This window comes from Microbacterium sp. X-17, from assembly GCF_039615055.1.
Genome location: NZ_JBDHNI010000010.1, coordinates 1 through 22,404 on the forward strand (window position 1 = coordinate 1; position 22,404 = coordinate 22,404).

Annotated in this window: 19 protein-coding genes and 1 tRNA gene; 5 read left to right on the plus strand and 15 right to left on the minus strand. The window is 70.8% G+C overall.

Annotated features, from left to right (window positions below; genetic code table 11):
- Positions 1-74 precede the first annotated feature (74 nt).
- Positions 75-1,253: an IS481 family transposase gene (locus tag ABCS02_RS32530; protein ID WP_345839547.1), complete on the plus strand. Its 1,179-nt coding sequence runs from the start codon at positions 75-77 to the stop codon at positions 1,251-1,253.
- Positions 1,254-1,301: 48 nt separating this feature from the next.
- Here the strand turns inward: ABCS02_RS32530 and ABCS02_RS32535 are convergent.
- The 5 genes from ABCS02_RS32535 to serS all read right to left on the minus strand — a co-directional run bounded on the left by ABCS02_RS32535 (position 1,302) and on the right by serS (position 6,341).
- Positions 1,302-1,389: transfer RNA gene (locus ABCS02_RS32535), tRNA-Ser, on the minus strand.
- A gap of 29 nt (positions 1,390-1,418) precedes the next feature.
- Entirely contained in the window at positions 1,419-2,690 is a 1,272-nt protein-coding gene (locus ABCS02_RS32540; protein ID WP_345839867.1) for an MFS transporter, read from the minus strand.
- A gap of 173 nt (positions 2,691-2,863) precedes the next feature.
- A complete protein-coding gene (locus ABCS02_RS32545) occupies positions 2,864-4,141 on the minus strand; it encodes an LCP family protein (RefSeq protein ID WP_345839868.1) in 1,278 nt (425 codons plus the stop codon).
- Between the two features lie 125 nt (positions 4,142-4,266).
- Positions 4,267-5,070: an HAD family hydrolase gene (locus ABCS02_RS32550; RefSeq protein WP_345839967.1), complete on the minus strand. Its 804-nt coding sequence runs from the start codon at positions 5,068-5,070 to the stop codon at positions 4,267-4,269.
- A gap of 5 nt (positions 5,071-5,075) precedes the next feature.
- Complete coding sequence (gene serS / locus ABCS02_RS32555; protein WP_345839869.1) at positions 5,076-6,341, minus strand: serine--tRNA ligase; 1,266 nt, start codon at positions 6,339-6,341, stop codon at positions 5,076-5,078.
- Between the two features lie 35 nt (positions 6,342-6,376).
- Here serS and ABCS02_RS32560 point away from each other — a divergent pair, with 35 nt between their 5' ends.
- On the plus strand, positions 6,377-7,363 hold the full coding sequence (locus ABCS02_RS32560; RefSeq protein WP_345839870.1) for a diacylglycerol kinase family protein: 987 nt from the start codon (positions 6,377-6,379) through the stop codon (positions 7,361-7,363).
- 9 nt (positions 7,364-7,372) lie between these two features.
- Here the strand turns inward: ABCS02_RS32560 and ABCS02_RS32565 are convergent, their stop codons facing one another.
- Positions 7,373-8,017 carry a hypothetical protein gene (locus ABCS02_RS32565; protein ID WP_345839871.1) on the minus strand — a complete coding sequence of 215 codons (645 nt, stop codon included), beginning with the start codon at positions 8,015-8,017 and terminating at the stop codon, positions 7,373-7,375.
- Positions 8,018-8,045: 28 nt separating this feature from the next.
- Positions 8,046-9,038, minus strand: a complete 993-nt coding sequence (pheA, locus tag ABCS02_RS32570) for a prephenate dehydratase (RefSeq protein ID WP_345839872.1) — start codon at positions 9,036-9,038, stop codon at positions 8,046-8,048.
- 72 nt (positions 9,039-9,110) lie between these two features.
- On the opposite strand from pheA, the gene pgm reads away from it, so the two are divergent.
- Positions 9,111-10,730, plus strand: a complete 1,620-nt coding sequence (pgm, locus tag ABCS02_RS32575) for a phosphoglucomutase (alpha-D-glucose-1,6-bisphosphate-dependent) (protein WP_345839873.1) — start codon at positions 9,111-9,113, stop codon at positions 10,728-10,730.
- A 7-nt stretch (positions 10,731-10,737) separates the two neighbouring features.
- On the opposite strand, the gene ABCS02_RS32580 is transcribed toward pgm, so the two are convergent.
- Genes ABCS02_RS32580 through ABCS02_RS32595 form a run of 4 tightly spaced genes read right to left on the minus strand, consistent with a single transcriptional unit; the run spans position 10,738 to position 14,597 of the window.
- Complete coding sequence (locus ABCS02_RS32580; protein WP_345839874.1) at positions 10,738-11,151, minus strand: ATP-binding protein; 414 nt, start codon at positions 11,149-11,151, stop codon at positions 10,738-10,740.
- The gene (locus ABCS02_RS32585) at positions 11,144-11,476 is read right to left on the minus strand and encodes an STAS domain-containing protein (protein ID WP_345839875.1); all 333 of its coding nucleotides are present in this window, start codon (positions 11,474-11,476) and stop codon (positions 11,144-11,146) included. The genes ABCS02_RS32580 and ABCS02_RS32585 overlap by 8 nt, the downstream gene beginning before the upstream one ends.
- Complete coding sequence (locus ABCS02_RS32590) at positions 11,473-13,425, minus strand: glycosyltransferase family 2 protein (protein ID WP_345839876.1); 1,953 nt, start codon at positions 13,423-13,425, stop codon at positions 11,473-11,475. Before ABCS02_RS32590 ends, ABCS02_RS32585 begins: the two co-directional genes overlap by 4 nt.
- Positions 13,422-14,597, minus strand: a complete 1,176-nt coding sequence (locus tag ABCS02_RS32595; protein WP_345839877.1) for a SpoIIE family protein phosphatase — start codon at positions 14,595-14,597, stop codon at positions 13,422-13,424. The genes ABCS02_RS32590 and ABCS02_RS32595 overlap by 4 nt, the downstream gene beginning before the upstream one ends.
- A gap of 133 nt (positions 14,598-14,730) precedes the next feature.
- Between ABCS02_RS32595 and ABCS02_RS32600 the strand changes: the two genes are divergently transcribed.
- Positions 14,731-15,990, plus strand: coding sequence for an LCP family protein (locus ABCS02_RS32600; protein ID WP_345839878.1), 1,260 nt, complete (start codon positions 14,731-14,733; stop codon positions 15,988-15,990).
- On the opposite strand, the gene ABCS02_RS32605 is transcribed toward ABCS02_RS32600, so the two are convergent.
- Positions 15,987-16,775 carry a M15 family metallopeptidase gene (locus ABCS02_RS32605; protein WP_345839879.1) on the minus strand — a complete coding sequence of 263 codons (789 nt, stop codon included), beginning with the start codon at positions 16,773-16,775 and terminating at the stop codon, positions 15,987-15,989. The genes ABCS02_RS32600 and ABCS02_RS32605 overlap by 4 nt on opposite strands.
- A 70-nt stretch (positions 16,776-16,845) precedes the next feature.
- Positions 16,846-17,643: a DUF1287 domain-containing protein gene (locus ABCS02_RS32610; protein WP_345839880.1), complete on the minus strand. Its 798-nt coding sequence runs from the start codon at positions 17,641-17,643 to the stop codon at positions 16,846-16,848.
- A gap of 415 nt (positions 17,644-18,058) precedes the next feature.
- Here ABCS02_RS32610 and ABCS02_RS32615 point away from each other — a divergent pair, with 415 nt between their 5' ends.
- A complete protein-coding gene (locus ABCS02_RS32615) occupies positions 18,059-20,260 on the plus strand; it encodes an MDR family MFS transporter (protein ID WP_345839881.1) in 2,202 nt (733 codons plus the stop codon).
- Between the two features lie 13 nt (positions 20,261-20,273).
- Here the strand turns inward: ABCS02_RS32615 and ABCS02_RS32620 are convergent, their stop codons facing one another.
- A complete protein-coding gene (locus ABCS02_RS32620) occupies positions 20,274-21,620 on the minus strand; it encodes a cation:proton antiporter (RefSeq protein WP_345839882.1) in 1,347 nt (448 codons plus the stop codon).
- 144 nt (positions 21,621-21,764) lie between these two features.
- Complete coding sequence (locus ABCS02_RS32625) at positions 21,765-22,358, minus strand: TetR/AcrR family transcriptional regulator (RefSeq protein WP_345839883.1); 594 nt, start codon at positions 22,356-22,358, stop codon at positions 21,765-21,767.
- Positions 22,359-22,404 lie beyond the last annotated feature (46 nt).

Sequence of the window (22,404 nt, forward strand, 5' to 3'; positions counted from 1 at the left end):
GGTGTCTGGGTTCACGACATAGGCGACAGTTGATAGGTGACACATGAGTCGCGTCATAGGCGACAGTCGCTCTCGTGTCGAAGAACCGGGTCGCCGTTTTGAAGGTCGTTTCCAAGCAGCTCACCGTCGCCGCGGCGTCGGCTGAGTATGGGATGAGCCGCCAGCATCTACATCGACTCCTTGCCCGTTATCGCCAGGGCGGCTTGGACGCGGTCGAGCCGCGCTCTCGGGCACCACATACCAGCCCGCAGCAGACCGCCCCCGAAGTCAGGGAGCGGGTCGTGCAGCTGCGGCAAGAGCTGATCGGGAACGGGTTGGATGCCGGCCCGGCCACCATCGCATGGCACCTCGAGCACGAGGGCCTACCCGCACCATCCACCTCGACCATCCGGCGCATCCTCCACGAGGCCGGGCTCGTGGTGCCCGAGCCGCGCAAACGACCACGCTCCTCCTATATCCGCTTCCAAGCCGCGCAACCAAACGAGACCTGGCAGTCCGACTTCACCCACTGGCGCCTGGCCGACGGCACCGATATCGAGATCCTGAACTGGCTGGACGACCACTCCCGCTACCTGCTGGCCTGCACCGCCCACCGCCCGGTCACCGGAGACGATGTCGTCGCCATCTTCTTGAACACAACCGAGAACTACGGCGTCCCGGCCTCCACCCTGACCGACAACGGACGCGTTTATACCGCCCGCTTCGGCGGCGGCCGCAACGCCTTCGAATACCTGCTCCCGCTCCTGGGCGTCACCCAGAAGAACGGCTCACCAGGCCACCCGCAAACCCAGGGCAAGATCGAACGCTTCCACCAAACGCAGAAACGGTGGCTCGCAGCCCGCCCCGCCGCCCACGACCTCGCCGAGATGCAAGCCCAGCTCGAAACCTTTCGCGACCACTACAACGAGCAACGCCCCCACCGCGCCCTGAACCGATCAACACCCGGGCAGGCCTACCGGGCAACCCCGAAGGCCCTCCCCGCTGAACCCCGCACCCCTGGCCACTACCGGATCCGCTACGACCACGTCGACCAGCACGGCAAAATCAGCCTCCGCCGCGCCGGCCGCATGCACCACCTCGGCATCGGCGCCGACCACCGCGGCACCCGCGTCCTCGCCCTCGCCGACGACGCCACCATCACCGTCATCGCCCTACACACCGGCGAGGTGCTCTCCACCCACACCATCGACCCCACCCGCAGCTACTGGCGCAACCAACAGAAGGAGCCCGGCCGATGGCCGGGCTCTCTCTGAGTAACCAATGTCGCGACTCATCTGGAACACATGTCCCGACTCATCACATGGCGGAGGGCGTGGGATTCGAACCCACGAGACATTTCTGCCCACCAGTTTTCAAGACTGGCTCCATCGGCCGCTCGGACAGCCCTCCCGGCGCCGGCGGACCGGCGTCGCCCGATTCTAGCGAACGCGGGTGGGGGACGGCCGTCGGCCGGTGATGAACACGTTCGCCACGCCCGCGGCCAGGACGATCAGGGCGGACGCGACCGGGGCGAACATGGCGGCGTGCGTGCCCGCGCTCTGCGCCAGCGCGCCGACCAGCGCCGACGACGCCGACTGGCCGACGATCACGGCCGAGCCGAGGATCGTCATCACCGTCGCCGAGCGGCCGATCGGGCTGCGTTCGGCGCCGAAGCTGTACTGCGTCACGAGCGTCGGGCCCACGCCGAAGCCCGCGACGAGCAGCACCAGGACCATCCCGGGGACCGTCGTCGCGAACGGGAGGGCGGCCGTCGACAGCGCCAGGATGCCGGCGAACGTCAGCCAGCGCCAGCGCAGCGCGAACCGGAGCGGGAACCAGGCGACCCCGAGCGCGAGCGCGGCCGAGCCGACGCCCATCACGCCGTAGACCAGGCCGGCCTGCTCCGGGTGGCCGAAGTCCGACAGGAACGAGGTCAGCGCGGTGAGCATCGAGCCGAAGAACAGGCCCATCCCGAGCACGCCGACCGTGACCGCGATCAGGCCGGGACGGAACAGCTCGCGGGCGGGCGCCTGGCGCACCGGGAGGCCGTCCGCCTCGGTCGGCCGCACGCCGCCGGTGCGGTGCAGGGCGAACGCGGTCACGAAGAGCACGGTGAGCACGGCGGCGCCGATGATCGGGGCGGCCGGGTTCAGCGTGGTCGCCAGGAGGCCGACGATGAACGGGCCGAAGACGAACACGACCTCGTCCGCGGCCGACTCATACGCCATCGTCCCGTTGAGGACCGCGGCGTGCCGGTCGCCGGGGAGGCGGCTCGCGATGATGCCGACCAGGCGGCTGCGCGACATCGGCGACACCTGCGGGGCGGTGGCGCCGATCAGGAAGGCGACCAGCAGGACGAGCGCGTCGGGCGCCGGGCTGAAGACCACCCACGCCATCGCCAACAGCACAACGCTGTTCGCGATTCCGGCGGCGAGCACGACGCCGCGCTGGCCGATCCGGTCCGCGGCGGCGCCGATCAGCGGGCCGAAGATCGCGGTGCCGAGGCCGACCATCGCGGAGGTCAGGCCGCCGAGCGACAGCTCGCCGCGCGCCGAGACGACGAGGGTCAGCACGCCGACGACCATCATGGCGTACGGGAGCCGCGCCAGCAGCGCGACAGGGAAGTAGGAGAACCCGGCGGCGCGGACCAGCGTGGTCGGGCGCTCCGGCTCGTGGGTCACGCCCGCGCGGGTCGTGTCGGATCGTGTCATGCCTGGCCTTCTGTCTTCACCGCGGCGGACCGCGGGCTTCAAGTGCCGCCTTGGTCCGCCGGGCGAGCCGGCGCGAGGTAGTTACACGATGGAACTGTGAGCGGAGGGGCGACCTCCACAGGATTCAAGTGTGCACCACGACGGTTCATTCCCGCCAGGCGCACGCGAGCCGGTCAGTCCTGGAACGGCTTCGAGCAGGTGACCTGTGCGGCGGTCTGGCCGTGCACGTCGGACGGGAGCTGGACGGACGAGCCGTCGCCCGCGGCCGCGGTCGATGTGTCGGTCGGAGCCGGAGCCGCGGGAGCCTGGGTGGCCGGGGCGGAGGGCGCCGCCGGGGCCTGCGTCGCGCCGGGCGCCGCCTCCGAGCCGACGCCGGTGTCGCCGGTCAGGGTGACCGGCTTGTCGTCCTGCAGCGCCGTCATCAGGGTGCTCGCGGCATCCTTGGTCGGGGCCACTCCGTCGCCCTCGTAGTGGTTCGGGTACTGCACGAACACGACCTTCGAGACGTCGATGTTCTTCAGCGCCATCGCCATCGAGGCGATGGTGGTCGGGTTGTTGAGGCTCTCCGACAGCGAGATGTTGCTCGTCGCGGCCTTGGCGAGCGCGTACACCTTCACCGGGTTCGCGAGGGTGTCGGCGCTCTTGATCGTGCGGACCAGCGACGACAGGAACACCTGCTGGTTGCTGATCCGGCCGAGGTCCGAGCCGTCCCCGACGCCGTGGCGGGTGCGGAGGAACGCCAGCGCAGGAGCGCCCTGGAGGGTGTTCTCGCCGGCCTTCACGTCGAGGCCGGTGTACGGGTCCTTGATGTCGCCCGCGACGCAGACGTTCACGCCGCCGACCGCGTTGGACATCTCGATCACGCCGTCGAACTGGATGACGCCCGCGTACGGGATGTCGAGCCCGGTCAGCTTCTCGACCGTGAGGACCGTGCAGGCCAGTCCGCCGTAGCTGAGCGAGTTGTTGATCTTCTGCCGGCTCATCGCGTCGTAGCTGCCGCCCTTGCCGTCCGGGCAGGACGGGATCGGCACGTACATGTCGCGCGGGAAGCTGACGACGGTGGCGTTCTTGTGGTCGGCCGACACGTGCAGCAGCATCGTGACGTCGTTGAGGTTCTCGCCGCGGTCGCCGTAGCTCTTGTTGCCGCCGCCCGAGTCGGACCCGGCGAGGAGGACGTTGAACGCGCCGTCCATCGCGCCGATGCCGGGCGTGACGACCTTGCCCTTCGCGTCGACCAGCTTGACCGCCGGCTTCAAGCTGGAGGCCACGTCGTACGTCGCGTAGGCCGCGACGCCGGCGGTGCTGATGCCGACGACGGCGAGCAGGCCGACGAGGAGGGCGGCGACCGTCTTGAACGGGTGATGCCGCTTGAGGCGTCCGTGCCGTGCCACCGTGGGGCCGGCCGACTTCTCCTGCGCTCGCGCCTGGGCGCGGGTCGGCGTCTCGTTCATTCACTCCCTCTCGTCGGACGTCGTCAGGGCGGCGCCTGAGAAGGCACACACCGTTCACAAGTCTGACACAGCCGGCTGGCAATGATCTGGGCGAGAAAGCCCCAGTCCAGGGTGAAAATCCCCGTTCAGAGCGAGTCGAGCACCGCCGCGAGGCCGTCGTCCGTCACAGTCCCGGTGACCTCCGACGCGATGGCCTTGACCTCGTCCGGCGCCTGCCCCATCGCGGCGCCGCGGCCCTCCGCCGCGGCCCACTCCAGCAGCTCCAGGTCGTTGCGGCCGTCGCCGACGGCAACCAGCCGGGCGGCCGGGATGTCGAGCGCGTGCCGCACCCGCTCCATCGCCGTCGCCTTGTTCACGCCGTCCGGGGAGATGTCGAGCCACGCGGTCCAGCCGATCGAGTAGCTCACCCGCTGGAGGCCCATCCGCTCCACGATCGCGAGGAACTCCTCCTCGTCGTGCTGCGGCGACACCACCACGACGCGGGTCGCGGGATGCTCGGTGAGCTCGTCGAACCCGACCTGCTCGGCGTTCACCAGCTCCCAGTCGGTCATGCCCTCGGTGTAGCGGCGGAAGCCGGTCGGGTCCTCCACCATGAAGCTGCCGGAGGGCAGGTGCGGCCGGATGGTGCGCAGCACCTCGGTCGGGTCGAAGGTCTCGATGAACTCGCGCCGATAACCGCCTTCGACGGTTTCGTCGCGCATCATCGTCAGGGCCCCGTTCGCGCACACCACGAACCGGCTGGTCAGGCCGAACTTCTCGTGGATCGGGCGGGCGGTCTCCCAGCTGCGGCCGGTGGCCAGCATCACCTCGTGCCCGGCCTCCCGGACCCGCGTGACGGCCGCCAGCACCGCCTCGCCGACGGACTCGTCCTCGTGGATGAGGGTGCCGTCCACGTCGAGCGCGATCAGCAGGCGGTCGCTCCCGGCCACGGTGCTCACTGCGCGATCGGCTCCAGGACTTCCAGGCCGCCCAAGTAGGGCCGCAGCGCCTCCGGGACCAGCACCGACCCGTCCGCGCGCTGGTGCGTCTCCAGGATGGCGACCAGCCAGCGGGTCGTCGCGAGCGTGCCGTTCAGCGTCGCGACCGGCGCGGTCTTGCCCGACTCGGTGCGGTAGCGGATCTCCAGGCGGCGGGCCTGGAACGTCGTGCAGTTGGAGGTCGACGTCAGCTCGCGGTAGCGCCCCTGCGTCGGGATCCACGCCTCCACGTCGTACTTGCGCGCCGCGCTGGAGCCGAGGTCGCCCGCGGCGGTGTCGATGACGCGGTAGCTGAGCCCGAGGGCCTGCATCATCTCCTCCTGCCAGGCGAGGAGGCGGGCGTGCTCGGCCTCCGCGTTCTCCGGCAGGGTGAACACGAACATCTCCAGCTTGTTGAACTGGTGCACCCGGATGATGCCGCGGGTGTCCTTGCCCGCCGAGCCGGCCTCGCGCCGGTAGCAGGTGGACCAGCCGGCGTAGCGCAGCGGCTCGGTCACGTCGAGGATCTCGTCGGAGTGGTAGCCGGCGAGCGCGACCTCGCTGGTGCCGGTGAGGTAGAGGTCGTCGTCGGCCAGGTGGTAGACCTCGTCGGCGTGCGAGCCCAGGAAGCCGGTGCCCTGCATCACCTCCGGCTTCACCAGGGTCGGCGTGATCATCGGCACGAAGCCGTTCGACACCGCCTTGTCGAGCGCCATGTTCATCAGGGCGATCTCCAGCCGCGCGCCGATGCCGCGCAGGAACGAGAACCGGGCCCCGGCGACCTTGGCGCCGCGGGCCATGTCGATCGCGCCGAGCAGCTCGCCGAGCTCCAGGTGGTCGCGCGGCTCGAAGTCGAACTCCGGGACGCCGCCGACCTCCTTGAGGACGATGAAGTCGTCCTCGCCGCCGCTCGGGACGCCGTCCACGATCGGGTTGCCGATGCGCCGCAGCACCGAGGAGAAGTGCGCCTCCGCGGTGTTGGCGGTCTGCTGCGCCTCCTTCACCCGGCCGGCGAGCGCCTGCGCCTGGGCGACGAGCGCCTGCTTCTGGTCCTTGGGGGCCTGCGCGACCTGCTTGCCGAACGCGTTCTGCTCGGCGCGCAGCTCCTCGAACGCGGTGATGGCCGCCCGGCGCTCGATGTCGGCCTGCAGGGCCTCGTCGACGAGCTGCACGGAGTCGCCTCTGGCCTCCTGGGAACGGCGGACGACATCGGGGCTCTCGCGCAGAAGGACGGGATCGATCACTGCCCCAGCTTATCGCCGTCCAGTAGCGTGAACCCGTGGACGATCGGGAGGGGACGAGCGGCACGACGGTCGCCGTCGTCTACAACCCCGTGCGGGTGGACGTGCCGAGGGTGCGGGCGGCGGTGGAGGCGCGCGCGGCCGAGACGGGCGACATCGAGCTGCTCTGGCTGGAGACGACGCCGGAGGACGGCGGCCAGGGCCAGACCCGGCAGGCGCTCGAACGCGGCGCCACCCTCGTGCTCGCGGCCGGCGGCGACGGCACCGTCCGCGCGGTCGCGGAGGCGCTGCGCGACCAGGACGCGACGCTCGGCCTGCTCCCGGGGGGCACCGGCAACCTCCTCGCCCGCAACATCGGCGTCCCGTTCGCCGGACTGGAGGAGGCCGTCGCCGTCGCGTTCGACGGCGTCACCCGCCGCATCGACCTCGGCGTCGCCACCGCCGGCCGGCCCGACGGGACGAGCAGCGAGCACGCCTTCCTGGTCATGGCCGGCATCGGCTTCGACGCCCGGATGATCGAGACCACGCGCCCGGAGCTCAAGCGCCGCGTCGGCTGGCTCGCCTACGTCGAGTCTGCCTTCCGGTCGTGGCCCCGCTCACGGAAGGTCCGGGTCCGGTTCGGGATCGACGACGAGCCGGAGCGCACGGCGCATGTCAGCACCATCCTGTTCGCCAACTGCGGCGCCCTCCCTGGCAACATGCAGCTCATCCCGGACAGCGAGGTGGACGACGGCCTGATCGACATCGCCATCCTGCAGCCCGTGACGGTGTTCGGCTGGCTGACGATCTGGCGCAAGGTCACCTGGGAGAACCGGGTGCTCCACCGGAGCTCGCTCGGCCGGCGGATCATCCGCTTCACCGACCGCGCGATCCGCACGCGCCTCAGCTACCTGCGCGGGGCGGCGGTGGCGGTCGAGCTCGACGTGCCGGAGCCCTTCGAGATCGACGGCGACGGGTTCGGGGAGGTCATCCGGCTGGGGATCGCGGTCGACCCGCTGGGGCTGCGGGTGCGGGTGCCGCGCTGAGCGGCCGATCTACCGCTCGTCGTCCGGCAGCTCGCCCTCACCCTCCGGGTACGGCGCCCGCTTCGGCCCGCGCCCGGCCAGCGCCGTCAGGAACAGCAGCGCCACCAGGGTGAGCAGGCCGACCGTGATCAGCGGGCCGGCGAGCATCCAGCCGAGCTGCGAGATCACGAGCGAGCCGACGTCGGTCGAGGGGGTGGAGCCGGTGTACGACAGGCTCACCGAGACCGAGTAGAGCACGATGCCCAGCACGACGAAACCGCCGGACACGAGCCAGAGCGCGAGCATCACCGGATTGCGGCGGGGCGAGAGGTCGAGCCGGTCGAGGATGCCGGCGGCGGGGGACGGGGCCGCGTACGCGCGCTCGGGACCGGCCTCGGCGGGTGGCTGCACCGCCGGGGTCACCCGCGGCACGTCGACCGGCGCGATGCTCAGCGCGGCCGCCTCGATCGGCGCGCGGTCCTCCTCGTCGCCGCGGTCGTCCTCCGTCGCCATCGTCGGCGCCGCACGGAGGCGGGTCCTGGCCCGCTCGCCCGGCTGCGGACGATAGCCGCGCTGGAACTGCGGGTCATAGCGGGGGTCGATGCCGCGCGCGACGTCCTTCTGCTCGTCGTCCACGATCATCCCGACCTCCCGCGCATCGGATGGGAGCGGCATCGGATGGGAGCGCTCCCTGCTGCGCAGCTTACCCGCGGTCGTCCGCAGCGGCACCGTGGTCGTCCACCAGCGTGCCGAGCCAGGCGCGCGCCTCGGTGAAGACCTCGTCGCGGTAGCGCTGGTCGAAGTCGACGCGCACCCCGTCCGCCCGCGGATACGAGCCGAGGAAGATCACCGACGGGCTGAACCGGCGGAGGCCGAGCAGGGCGTCCGCCACCCGCTCGTCGTGGATGTGGCCGTCCGCGTCGATGACGAACCGGTAGCGGCCGAGGGCGTCGCCGATGGGCCGCGACTCGATGAGGCTCAGGTTGATGCCGCGGGTGGAGAACTGCTCCAGGAGGTCGAGCAGCGAGCCGGGACGGTCGTCCGGAAGCTCGGCGATCAGGCTGGTCTTGTCGGCCCCGGTCGGCTCCGGCACGCTGCGCGAGGTGCTGACGAGGACGAACCGGGTCACGGCGTTCGGGTTGTCGCCGATGTTCTCGGCGAGCACGGTCACGTCGTGGTGGTCGACGATCCCGGGCGGGGCGATGGCGGCGTCCGCGGTGCTCCCGTCGAAAAGGGAGGCCGCGGCGGCGACGTTGCTGGACGCGGGCAGGTGCCCGTGCGCGGGGAGGTGGGCGTCGAGCCATTGGTGGCACTGCGCGTAGGCGACGGGATGGGCGTTGATCGTGCGCACGTCGGCCAGCGTCGTCCCCGGGCGGGCGACGAGCACGAAGTTCACCGGCACGAGGTACTCGCCCACGATCCGCAGCCCGGGGACGGTCGCGAGCGCGTCCTGCGCGACGGAGACGCCGCCCTCGATCGAGTTCTCGATCGCGATCATGGCGGCGACGCTGCGCCCGGAGACCACGTCGGCGAGCGCCTCCCCCACGTTGTTGACGGCCCGCCAGCTCTTGCCGCGCGCCTCCGGGACCTGCGCGAGCGCGGCCTCCGTGAAGGTGCCGGACGGCCCGAGGAAGCTGTAGACCTCGTCGACGGACGCGGTCAGCTCGGCGGTGGGGTCGGCGGGGGCGGAGGACATGGCCATCAGCTTAGCGACGGGCGGCCCGCCCCAACCCTCGCCCCTTCCCCGCCGCCGTGGAAGAGTAGTCGCATGGACGAACGAGCAGGCACCCCCGCGCAGCCCTCCGACCTCATCGACGTCGACGCCCTCCGGCGCGCGTACTACGAGCTGAAGCCCGATGTGAGCATCCCGGAGCAGCGCGTCGTGTTCGGCACCTCCGGTCACCGCGGGTCGGCCCTCGACACCGCCTTCAACGAGGACCACATCGCCGCGACGACGCAGGCGATCGTGGAGTACCGCAACGCGCAGGGGATCACCGGCCCGCTGTTCATCGGCGCCGACACCCACCTGCTCAGCGAGTTCGCCACCACCACGGCGCTGGCGGTGCTGGTCGGCAACGAGGTGCGCGTGCTCGTGGACGAGTTCGACGACTGGGTGCCGACCCCGGCCGTCTCGCACGCGATCATCGCCTACAACAAGGCCGGTCACGCCGACCAGGCGGACGGCATCGTGGTCACCCCGAGCCACAACCCGCCGCGGGACGGCGGCTTCAAGTACAACCCGCCGCACGGCGGACCGGCCGACACCGACGCGACGAGCTGGATCGCCAAGCGGGCGAACGAGATCATCGCGGACGGGATGCGCGACGTGCGGATGGCCGAGCCGAGCGGCGTCGAGACGTACGATTTCCGCGGCGCGTACGTGGCCGACCTCGCGAACATCATCGACCTGCAGGCGATCAAGGAGAGCGGCATCCGCATCGGCGCCGACCCGCTCGGCGGCGCGAGCGTCCACTACTGGCAGGCCATCGCCGACACCTACGGGCTCGACCTCACGGTCGTGAACCCGGAGGTCGACCCGGCCTGGGGCTTCATGACGCTGGACTGGGACGGCAAGATCCGGATGGACCCGTCGAGCCCCTCGGCGATGGCGTCGGTCGTCGCGCGCGCCGGCGACTTCGACATCCTGACCGGCAACGACGCCGACGCCGACCGGCACGGCATCGTGACGCCGGACGGCGGCCTGATGAATCCGAACCACTACCTGGCGGTGGCGATCGACTACCTGTTCACCACGCGGACGGGCTGGCGGAAGGACGCCGCTGTCGGCAAGACCCTGGTGTCGTCCTCGATCATCGACCGGGTGGCGGAATCCCTGGGCCGGCGGCTGTGGGAGGTCCCGGTCGGCTTCAAGTGGTTCGTCCCCGGTCTGATCGACGGCTCGGTCGGCTTCGGCGGCGAGGAGAGCGCCGGCGCGAGCTTCCTGCGCTTCGACGGCTCGGCCTGGACGACCGACAAGGACGGCATCCTGCTCGCTCTGCTCGCCAGCGAGATCCGCGCCGTGACCGGCAAGTCGCCCTCCCAGCTGTACCGCGAGCTGACCGAGCGGTTCGGCGACCCGGTCTACCAGCGGGTGGACGCCCCGGCCAGCCCGGAGCAGAAGGCCGCGCTGGGCAAGCTCGACGGCGACGCGATCGCCGCGACCGAGCTCGCCGGCGAGCCGATCACGGCGAAGCTGAGCCGCGCGCCCGGCAACGACGCACCGCTCGGCGGCGTGAAGGTCGAGACGGCGAAGGCGTGGTTCGCCGCCCGCCCGAGCGGCACCGAGAACGTCTACAAGATCTACGCCGAGAGCTTCGCGGGCGAGGACGACCTCCGCGAGGTGCAGGAGGAGGCCAAGCGCATCGTGGGCGACGCCCTCGGCGCATGAGCCGCGGCTAGCCGCCCGAGGCCAGCGTCCAGCGGTTGCCGTGCGGCAGCGGCTCGTGCGTGAACTCGTCCACCAGCAGGGCGATGAGCGCGAGGCCCCGGCCCGACTCCCCGAAGTCCTCCGGGTCGGGCATGGCCGTCGAGGTCAGGTCGATGTCGGCGGGCTCGGCGTCGTCGGTGACGACGGCGCGGATGCCGTCCGGGGTGTGCCCGACCTCCAGCTCCACGCGGGTGCGGGTGCCCTCGCGGCCGTGCTGGATGACGTTGGTGACGACCTCCACGACGGCCAGTTCGAACGCGCCGCGCCGTTCGGCCGGGAGGTCGGGCCGGCGCTCGGCGAGCTCCTCGAACAGCGCGTGGACGCGCTCGATCGCCTCGGCGTCCGCCGGTGCGAGGAACGCCTCGCGGAACGCGTCAGTCACGGTACGCGTCGTCGGTCGCCGGGTACACGCGCAGGATGCGGTCCAGGTTGGTCAGTCGCAGAACGCTCGCGACCTGCTCGGACGCCGCGGCCAGGCGCAGGTCGCCGCCCGCCGTCCGCGTGGTCTTCAGCCCGCTCACCAGCGCGCCGAGGCCCGAGGAGTCGATGAACTCCACCTCGCTGAGGTCGAGCGTGAGCCGGGCGTGACCCTCGTCCACCACCCGCTGCACCTCGCGGCGCACGGTCGGGGCGGTGACCAGGTTGATCCGGCCGTTCGCGGCGAGCACGGCGACGCCGTCCTCCCGGATGGTCGTGGTGATGTTCATCGGAGGCGGGGCTCCTTCCTGGCCGCGTGAGCGGCCGGTCCGCGGTACAGGGCCGCGCGCGGGATGACGGCGAGCACGACCAGGTCGTAGATCACCCAGACGGTGTTCACCAGCGTGCCCAGCCCGTCCGCGGTTCCGGCGATGACACGCAGGACACCGACGACCGCGGCGATCACGAGCACCGCCATCGCCGTGAGCTGCGGCCAGATCTGCCGCCACGGGATGGGCGCCCGGCCGCTGCGCTCCTTGGGGGTGACGACGAAGCCCAGCTTGCGGCCGAACCAGACGTTCGCGGCCGCCGTCCAGCACGCCCGGATCCACAGCGGGAACAGCGCCAGGGCGTACTGCTGGCCGCGCCAAGTCTTCAGCCCGCGGGCCGCGACCAGGAACATCAGCTGGCTCAGGATGAAATACGGGAGGAAGCGCGCGAAGAACTCGACGCTCCACGCGGTCACCGGCATGATCCCGGTGAGCAGGTAGATGACCGGCGCCGCCAGGTAGACGACCGACGCGAAGCCGGAGAGGTAGCTCCACATCGTCGCGAAGTACATCAGCCGCTGGCCCGCGGTGAGCCCGCGCTTGACCAGCGGGTTGTCCTTCAGCATCACCTGAAGGGTGCCCTGCGCCCAGCGCAGCCGCTGGCCGAGCATCGTCCCCAGGTCCTCCGGCGCGAGCCCCCAGGCGAGGATCTCGTGGTGGTAGACGCTGCGCCAGCCGCCCGCGTGGAGCTGCATGGCCGTCGCCATGTCCTCGGTGACCGAGATGGTCGCCATCGGCATGACCGGCTGCGCCTGGCCTGGCCGGTCGACGGCGAGGGTGTCCGCGATGCGCTGCACGGAGTCGATCGCGCCGAGCGGCGACCAGTCCCGCTCGGCGAGCCGGTCGAGCGCGACCTCGTCCACGACGAACGCGCCCAGCTCGGAGTCGGCCTGCACCGGGAGGGCGGCGATCGCGCGCAGGTCCGCCTCCATCGCGGCGACGTCGCTGCGGACCGCCGACCGCGACACGTCGTCCACCTGCTTCTGGAGCCGGTAGGTCACCTCGCCGACGCTCTCGCCGGCGCGCAGGCGGGCATTGGCGTCCTCCACGTGTCCGCGGACCTCGGAGATGAGGCGCGCGGCGTCCGGGTCGGAGCGGGCGGAGCGCTCCGCCTTCGCGAGCATGCGGTCGGCCGAGCGGAGGGAGAGCCGCACCGTCTGCTCCACGTCGCGCACGTAGCCGACGATGCCCAGCTCCATCAGCGCGTCGCGGCGGAGCACGGCGTTCGAACCGCAGAAGAAGGCGGCGTTCCAGCCGTCCTTGCCCTGCTGGATGGGGCCGTAGAACAGCGGCGCCTGGTTGCCCAGCGGGTCGGCCTCGTCCACGTTCGAGAAGAACTGCGGCGTCTGGACGAGCGCGACATTCGGGTCGGCGAAGTAGCCGAGCGTGCTGTCCAGGATCTGCGGCTCGGCGATCTGGTCGGCGTCGAGGATGAGGAGGAACTCGCCGTCGGTCTGGAACAGCGCGTTGTTGAGGTTGCCCGCCTTGGCGTGGCGCGGCTTGTCCACCCAGTCGTCGGAGCGGGTGACGTAGCCGAGCCCCTCGCGCTCCGCCGCGGCGCGCATCTCCGGGCGGTCGCCGTCGTCGAGGATCCACGTGCTGTGCGGGTAGCGGATGGCCTTCGCCGCGCGCGCGGTCGTCAGCACGAGGTCGACCGGCTCGTCGTACGTGGTGATGAAGACGTCGACGGTGCCGGCGGGCGGCGCGTCCGGGCCGGTGCGCACCTTCACGCGCCACATGGTGAGGGCGAAGAAGACGGTGTCGACCAGGCTGTAGGTCTCCGCGATCACGAGCGGCACCGCGATCCACCAGGCCGACCAGTTGACCGACGCCAGCCACCGCCACACCACGTAGTCGAGGCCGGCCAGGACCGCGAGGACGCAGACGAGGCGGAGCAGCCCGCGATTCACCAAGTGCTCCGGCGCACGATCACGGCGGTCACGTCGTCGATCGGCACGCCCCCGCGCGCGGCGCTGAGGATGCGCGAGACCGCGCCGCCCGGGGTGACATTGCCCCGCACGATGGCCTCCAGCACCGGGAAGGCGCGGTCGCCGCCGAGCGCGTCCAGCACGCCGTCGCTCACGCAGACCAGGGAGTCGTTGGGGCCGAGGATCACCCGGTCGGGTGTCCGCGGCTCCGGGGCGGGAAGGCCGAGCGGGAGCGCACTGCTCTGCAGCCGCTCCATCGGCCCCCGGTCGCGGACGATCACCGCGAGCCCGTGGCCGGCGTCGACGTAGTCGACCGCGCCGTCGGTGTGCACCTTGGCATGGAAGAGGGTGACGAACGTGGCGAGCTGGTCGAGGTCCTCCTCCACCAGCCGGGAGGCGGCGTCCACGGAGTCCTCCAGGTCGGAGAAGTCCATGGTGCTGCGCAGCGCGGTGCGGACGGAGGCGCCCACGATGGCCGCGGCCAGCCCCTTGCCCATCACATCCCCGACCGTGACGCAGAAGTCGTCACCGACGTCGTACCAGTCGTAGAAGTCGCCGGAGACGCAGCGCGACGGCTCGCAGGCCGCCGCGACGTCGAAACCGGGCGCTCGGGGCTTGCGGCGCGGGAGCAGGCCCTTCTGGGCGATCGCCGCCCGGTCGAGCTCGTCGTCGCGGCTGAGCTCGTCCTCCACCCAGTCCGCGAGGTCGCGGAGGATGCGCTCCTGCTCGGGCGTGACGGCGTGGGGCTCCGTGTCCAGCACGCACAGGGTGCCGACGGCCTCGCCGCCCGGCGCGTGCAGCGGCTCGCCCGCGTAGAAGCGGAGGTGCGGGTCGCCGACGACGAACGGGTTGTCCGCGAAGCGCTCGTCCGCGGTCGCGTCGAAGACGATCAGCGCCGAGTCCTGCCGGGCCGTGACGTCGCAGAACGCCTTCTCGCGCGGGGCCTCGGTGGTCAGCCCGATGTGCGACTTGCGCCACTGCCGGCCGCCGTCGAGGAGGGTGACGCTCACCATCGGGACGGCGAACAGCTGCTGCGCGAGCCGGGCGATCCGGTCGAATCGCGCCTCCGGACCGCTGTCCACGACCCGGAGGCCGGCCAGTGCGCGTTGCCGCGCGCTCTCTGTCTGCTGCACCGCCTGCGCGTCGACGACCATAGGGACAACTGTACTGAGGTGTCTACCGGAGTCCAGGGTGACGTCCTCGCGTTGCGAATGGTAATAATCGGATGAAATCTAGCCTGCACAGTGCTTACGTCCTACATTCAGGATCGGCGGCTAGCCTGATCCGATGCACTCCGACCCGACGCCCGGCATCCAGACCCGCGCGCAGGCCCGTGCCGGCGAGAGGTCGCTCGGTGCGCCGATCGCCCGGCACGGACGCCTGAAGCCCCGCACCCTGGCCGCGTCGCTCGGCGCACTGGCCGTCCGAGCCGTCGCCGTCGTCGCCGTGAGCGCCGCAGCCCTGGCCGGCTTCGCCGTCCTCGACGTGTTCACGACCGTGAACGCGAAGGAGGGGGTCCAGCTCGTCGACGCCGCAGGCAAGGCCCTGCCGCCGCGGGTCGGCGCGGTCGACGGGGCGTTCACCGTGCTCCTCGCGGGCAGCGACAGCGGCGGCGGGAACCCGGCGTACGACCTGCTCGAACGGGAAGGGGAGCGCAACGACGTGACAATGCTGCTGCGCGTCTCGGCCGACCACCGCAACGCGACGGTGGTCACCCTCCCGCGCGACCTTTATGTGCCGATCCCCTCCTGCCCGAATCCGGACGGCGGCTCGTTCAAGGCGATGAGCAGCCAGAAGCTCAACACCTCGCTCAGCTACGGCGGACTCGCGTGTACGGTCCTGACGGTCACCAAGCTCACCGGGCTGCAGATCGACTACGCCGGGGTGATCGAGTTCGACGGCGTGATCGAGATGTCGAACGCCGTGGGCGGCGTCCCCGTGTGCGTCGCGGGAGACATCGTCGACCCTCACACCGGTCTGGAGGTGAAGGCCGGGGACAACGAGCTCCAGGGCCAGCAGGCGCTCGCGTTCCTCCGCACGCGATACGGCGTGGGCGACGGCTCCGACCTGTCCCGCATCAGCAACCAGCAGGTGTTCCTGTCGTCGCTCGTCCGCACGATCAAGAGCGCGGACACCCTGGCCAACCCGGTGAAGGTCTACGGGCTCGCGAAGGCTGCTGCGGACAACATCCAGCTCTCCGAGAGTCTCAAGAACGTCACCACGATCGCGTCACTGAGCATGGCCCTGAAGGATGTCGATCCGGCGAAGATCGTCTTCGTGCAGTACCCGAACCACTACGAGGGCGACGGTGTCGCGCCGACCGTCGAGGAGGCGGAGCTGCTGATGTCGGCGCTGCGCGAGGACCGCTCGGTCACCCTGACCGGAGACACCGGGCTGGGGTCGGAGACGGTGGAGACGGCGCAGGAGGCGCCCGCGCCCGCAGAGCCCGGCACCGGGGACGCCGCAGGCCCCGCGGTGGAGCTGCCGGAGAACGTGCACGGTCAGACCGCGGCGCAGGTCACCTGCTCGCGGCCGTTCGCGGACTAGTGGTACTCGGTCCCGCCCGGCACGCCGAAGAACTCCTCCAGGGTCGTGACGTTCGTGGACTTGAGCTGGGTGGCGAGCGGGACGCCGACGTACCGGAAGTGCCACGGCTCGAAGGTGAAGCCGGTTACCGCGACCTTGTCGGCCGGGTACCGCAGCAGGAAGCCGAAGCGCCAGGCGTTCGCGGCCAGCCACTCCCCCTGCGGCGTGTGGGCGAAGCAGGCGTCGAGGGAGCATGTGGCCGGGACGGCGCTGATGTCGACGGCGAGGCCGGTCTGGTGCTCGCTGTGGCCCGGGCGCGCGGTGTCCGTGTCGGCGTACGCCGCTCCGTTGCGCGCGGCGTCGTCGTTGTAGACGTTGGTCTGCGACTCGAAGGACCGGTAGGCGCTCTGCACGGAGAAGTCGAGGCCGGCCTCCGCCTTGCCCGCGTGGAACATCGCGACCAGCGCCTCCGCCACCTCGGGCCGCATCGGCTGGCGGTTGACGTAGGTGACCTCCGGGTAGACCAGCGAGGGCGGCGCGTACGCGAGCGGGTTGAGCGGGCGCGGCTTGTTGACGACCACCCAGGTGCTGGCCGGGTCGTCGATCGACTGGGCGTGCTTGTCGAAGCCGGCGACGGTCGGTGTGGGCGTGGAGGTGGGGACGGGCCGGGACGCGTGCGCGGCGGTCTTGGAGGGGGCCGGCTTGCGGGACGGGTGGTCGGCGGCGGAGCACGCCGTGACAGCGAGCAGCACGATCGTCGCGACCGCCACGGCCGCGACACGACGACGGGGACCGGTCGGATTCACGCCACGAGCATAAACGCCTTTTCGCGGCGTTCCTGTCAGCGCATTCCCGGTCTGACCCGGACGGGGCCTCCTACTTTGAGAGACTCCAGAAGTGACCGGTCGCACCCGGGTGGTCGACCGTGATCGTGTGGTCGAGGTCGCGGTAGTCGGTGTCCGTGTTGTGGCCCGCCATCTCGATGGTGATCTTGCCGTTCGCGCTGCTCACCGCCGAGACGATCTGGACGTGGTCGAGCGAGTCGTTGTTGTTCCAGTCGAACATCACGATGTCGCCGACCTTGATCTTGTCGCGCTGGTCGAGCGGGTACTCCGTCAGGCCGAGCTTCGTCGCGTTCTGGCGGAAGTAATCGTCCATCGCCGGCACGTAGCCCCACGCCGGGCTCCAGTCGGACGCCGCGTCGTGGTTGTACCAGTCGGAGTTCATCTTCCAGCCCCGGGCGATCAGGGTCTGGCTGACGAAGTTGGCGCAGTCGCCGCCGACCGGGTTGAGGTCGCCGTACTGGGCCGTGTTGTAGTCGTTCCAGTGCGCCATCGCGTAGGCGAGCTGCTGGTCCACCGGGGTCTGCACCTGGTAGGTGAAGGTCGCGCCGGCGCTGGGGATGGCCCTGCCGTCCGCCGCGGTGACGACGACCGGCGCCGCCCCGGCCGCGAAGTTCGCCGCCTGGGGCACGGTCACGACGATCTTGTCGCTGCCGGGCTGGGTGACCGGAGCCGCTTGGCCGCCGATCTGCACCGAGGCGACCTTGTCGAGGTTCGTGCCGGTGATGGTCGCGGTGCCGCCCGACACGCTCCCCGACGCCGGCACGATGGCCGAGACGGTCGCGTTCTTCGGCTGCGCCACCGGGGCCGCCTTCGCGATGGCCTTCGTCACCGGGGATGGCTCGCCCGCGCATCCCGTGAACAGGAGGGTTGCGGCGGCGACTGCCGCGGCGACGGCGAACAGGCGACGGGAACGGCTGAGAGGACTCATACGACCTTAGAGGGGGATTCGGAGGGTGACGGGTACCACCTCTTCCACGTTACGCCGGTCACCTATGCGACACCTGGATGGGGCACAAACGCCGCTGTGAGAGCTGCGGGAATCCACAGCCGGCCGCATCATCCCGCGGAGTTCACCCCGACGTTCGCCCGTGGCGAACGGGGCGGTTCGGGGCGTAGTCTCGCGTTGCCGAAAGACTCGCACTGGGTGTAACTTTGCACTCTCCGCAAAAATATTTTGCCCCACACCGGTGTGACGCTCTCACAGTGACGGGCGTCCCCTCACACGACTCTCGACACGGAGACAGATGTCCAGTCAGACCAGCGCGGCAGTGGCCGCACCCAAGCCGATCATGTCGCATCGCCAGATCCTGTTCGTGATCTTCGGCCTGATGGCCGGCATGTTCCTGTCGGCCCTCGACCAGACGGTCGTCGGAACCGCGATCCGCACGATCGGCGACGACCTGCACGGCCTCAGCCAGCAGGCGTGGGTCACCACGGGCTACCTCATCCTCTCGACGATCTCGACGCCGATCTACGGCAAGCTCTCCGACATCTTCGGACGCCGGCCGCTGTTCATCATCGCCATCGGCATCTTCATCGTCGGCTCGATCCTGGCGTCGTTCTCGACGTCGATGCTGGAGCTCGCTGCGTTCCGCGCCATCCAGGGCCTCGGCGCCGGCGGCCTGATGTCGATGCCGCTCGCGATCATGGGCGACATGCTCGCGCCGCGCGAGCGCGCCAAATACCAGGGCTACTTCCTCGCCGTCTTCGGCATCTCCAGCCTCATCGGCCCGCTGATCGGCGGCCTGTTCGCCGGCGCGAACGAGATCCTCTGGATCGCCGGCTGGCGCTGGGTGTTCCTCATCAACGTGCCGATCGGCATCGCCGCGCTGTTCATGGTGCTGCGCTTCCTGCACCTGCCGAAGCACGACCGCGGCGCGGCGCGCATCGACTGGTGGGGCGCCGCCGGCGTCATCGTCGCGCTCGTCCCGCTGCTGCTCGTCGCCGAGCAGGGCCGCGAGTGGGGCTGGGGCTCCGCCTCGTCCATCAGCTGCTACGTGATCGGCGCCATCGGCATCATCGCCTTCATCTTCATCGAGCGGGCCATGAAGGACGACGCGCTCATCCCGCTCAAGCTGTTCCGCTCCAGCACCTTCTCGATGGCGACCGTCATCGGCGTGCTGGTCGGCTTCGGCATGTTCGGCGCGATGCTGACCCTCCCGCTCTACCTGCAGATCGTGCTCGGCTCCACCCCGACCGAGTCCGGCCTCCAGCTCCTGCCGATGATCCTCGGCCTGATGGTCTCCTCCATCGCCTCCGGCCAGATCATCGCGCGCACCGGTCACTACCGTCAGTTCCCGATCATCGGCACCGCGATGCTCGCGGGCGGATTCTTCTACCTGACGTTCCTGAAGTTCGGCGACTCGTACTGGTTCATCGCCGGCGCGATGCTGCTGATCGGCCTCGGCCTCGGCCAGCTCATGCAGACGCTGACCATCGCCAGCCAGAACTCGGTCGGCCTCCGCGACATGGGTGTGGCGACCAGCGCCTCCACGTTCTTCCGCCAGATCGGTGGAACGCTCGGCACGGCCGTGCTGCTGTCGCTGCTGTTCACGGTGTTCCCGACGAACATCCAGACCGCGCTCACCGACAAGCCGACGCTGACCAGCGCCCTCGACGCCGCGCTGACCCCCTCGGTCGCCTCGGCCCCCGAGAACAAGCAGATCATGGAGAAGATCTACACGCCGATCACGAGCAAGGCGAACACGGCGACGCAGCAGGCGCTGCAGAAGGCGGTCGACGGCGCCAAGGCCGCCGCGTCCCAGGCCGTGGCCTCGCAGGTCGCCGCCGGCCACATCCCCGCCCAGGCTCAGGCCCAGGCGACGGCCGCGGCGCAGCAGCAGGCCATCCAGGCCGCCGCGACCAAGATCGAGGCGCAGGCCCCGTACGCGAAGGTCGCGAGCGACGGCACCGTGACGCTGGACTTCTCCGACGCCTCGGCCCGCTCCGCCTACGTGGACACCCTCGTGCCCGTCATGCAGACGCAGCTCAAGAAGGGCAACGGCGCGAACAGCAGTTCGGACATCAACGACACGTCGTTCCTGAACACCGCCGACCCGCGGCTGTCCAAGCCGTTCCTGGTGGCGTTCAACAACTCGGCCGTGCAGGTGTACTGGGTCGCGATGTTCGTGGTCCTGGTCGCGTTCATCCTGTCGCTGTTCTTCCGCACCCCGCCGCTGCGCGCCAAGTCGGCGCTGCAGGAGGCCGCGGACGCCAGTGCGGAAGAGGCAGCCGCCCGCGAGAGCGCCGAGGCCGGCGAGCGTCAGCCGGTGCCGGTGGGCGCGATGGCCTCCGCCGACTCCGACGCCGCCGCCCGCGGCGAGCTCGAGGAGACCGACCTCGGCCTGATCGCCAGCCGCGTGGCCGGCGAGACCGGCGCGCTCATCGAGCCGGTGATCGACACCGCCTCGGTCGCCGCGCAGCGACCGCGGCCGGCGGTCGACTGACACCGGTAGCGGCTCAGTCCACCTCACCGACGGGACGGCCGTCGCCCATCCGGGCGGCGGCCGTTCCGCCGTCTGCGCTCGCGGGCTGCGGCGGGATGCGGCGCAGCACGAGCGGCGTCACCACGCCGTGCAGCACGATGCTCCCCACCACCGTCAGCACGGTCACGCTCAGCACGTCGCCGCTGTCGCTGTCCGGGAGGTGGTTGTAGGCGAGCAGGCCGAACACGATGGAGGCCGTGCCGCGCGGGCCGATCAGCCCGAGGTAGGTGCGCTCCCGCCAGGTCACCGGCGAGCCGAGCATCGAAGCGTAGACGGGCACGGCGCGGAACAGGGTGAGCGCCAGCACGGCGATGACGAGCACGCGCCAGTCGATGCCCTCCACGATCACCGCGGTGGTCATCCCGCCGAGGATGAACCAGACGAAGTCGGAGGCGACCTTGCTGGCCTCCTCGACCAGCAGCAGCTCGTCCTCCGGGACCGCGCTCAACTCGCGGCGGCGCGTGCGCGTGACGCGGAACATCACGCCCGCGACGAACGCGGCGACGAAGCCGTTCGCGGCCAGGTCGTGGAGCGTCGCGATGCCGTAGGTCAGCAGCGGCGCGATGAGCATCACGAAGCGGATGCCGGACGCGTTCGCCCAGCCGCGGTCGGAGGCCCAGCGGGTCAGCAGGCCGAGCACGCCGCCGATCACGATGCCGACGACGATCGCGACGGCGGTCGCGGGGATCGCGCCGAAGAAGGCGTAGACGGCCTCCGACAGGTTCTTCTCGACCTCCTTCTCGCTGGCGCCGGAGAGCTGAGCGCCGGTGTTCGCGACCTTGAGGATGCTCGGGAGGGCGACGGCGATGGCGACCGACATGGCGAACAACGGCGAGATGAGACCGTCGTTGTAACCGCTCTCCACGTTGAGGATCTGGCGCACCCGGGCGGGGACGCGCCCCGACCGCAGCAGGGCGGTCGCGGGCGCGAAGTCGGTGGGCATCACGATGCAGGCGATGACGATCAGCACGAAGACGTTGAGCGCGGGGAGCAGCCAGGCGCCGGTCACCACGACGAGCGCGAGCGACAGCGGGAGGGCGATCAGCACGAGCCGCGCGAGACTGCGGCCCTGGCCGCCGAAGATGCCGCCGCGCACCTCGCACGCGTCGACGAAGAGGAGCACGGCGAGGATCAGCTCGACCACGTGCTGGGCGACGTCGCTGTCGATGGCCTCGGTGAAGCCCTTCACATCCACGAGCACGACGATCGAGCCGAGCAGCGCGAGCGCGGCGGGGCCGGCGATCCCGAACCGCTCGAACCGGTGCGCGACGAGCGACCAGAGCGCCACGGCGGCGAAGCCGACGAGGATGATGACCGGCATCCCGCGCACCTCCCCTCGTCTCCCGAAGCGCGTCCAGTCTGCCTCCCCACCCGCCACCGCACCAGGCCCGCACATTCGTGCCGAATGGCGCGAATGCGCGCACCAAACGCGCCATTCGTGCCGAATGTGCGAGGGCGGGTGGCGTCAGAGGGGGGTGAGCAGGTCTACTGCCAGGGCGCGGGCGTCGCGGAGGCGGCGGCGGTCGGCCTCCAGGCCAGCGCGGACGAGGGCGCCGTTCAGCAGGTACGAGAGGTGATGCGCGATCCGCTCGGCGCGGGGGCGGTCGGTGAGCTCGCGGAGGGCCGCCGCCAGGATGGCGTCCACCTCCGCGAGGTGGCGGCGCACGACGTCGCGGCCGGGGTCGCCGAGCGGCAGTTCGGCGGCCGCGTTCAGGAGGCCGCTGCCGCGATAGCCCGACTCGGGTGCGAGCGCGGCCTGGTCGAGGTAGGCGTCGAAGACGGCGAGGACGCGCGTGAGCGGGTCCCGCGTCCGGCGTGCGCGACGGGCGTAGAGCGCGAGCCATTCGGCGTGGCGGGCCTCCAGCACGGCGGAGACCAGCGCCGATTTGGAGGCGAAGTTGTTGTAGAGGCTCATCTTCGCGACGGCGGCGTCGGCGGTGATCGTGTCGATCCCGGTGGCGGCGATGCCGTCGGCGTAGAACCTGCGGGCGGCCGCTTCGAGGAGGCGGCGCCGGGCCGCACCCGTGCGCACCCCGGTGTTGCGCGCGGACCCCGCCATCGGCGCCTCCTCTGATTAGGTAGGTCAGTCTATCTAAAGAACACGC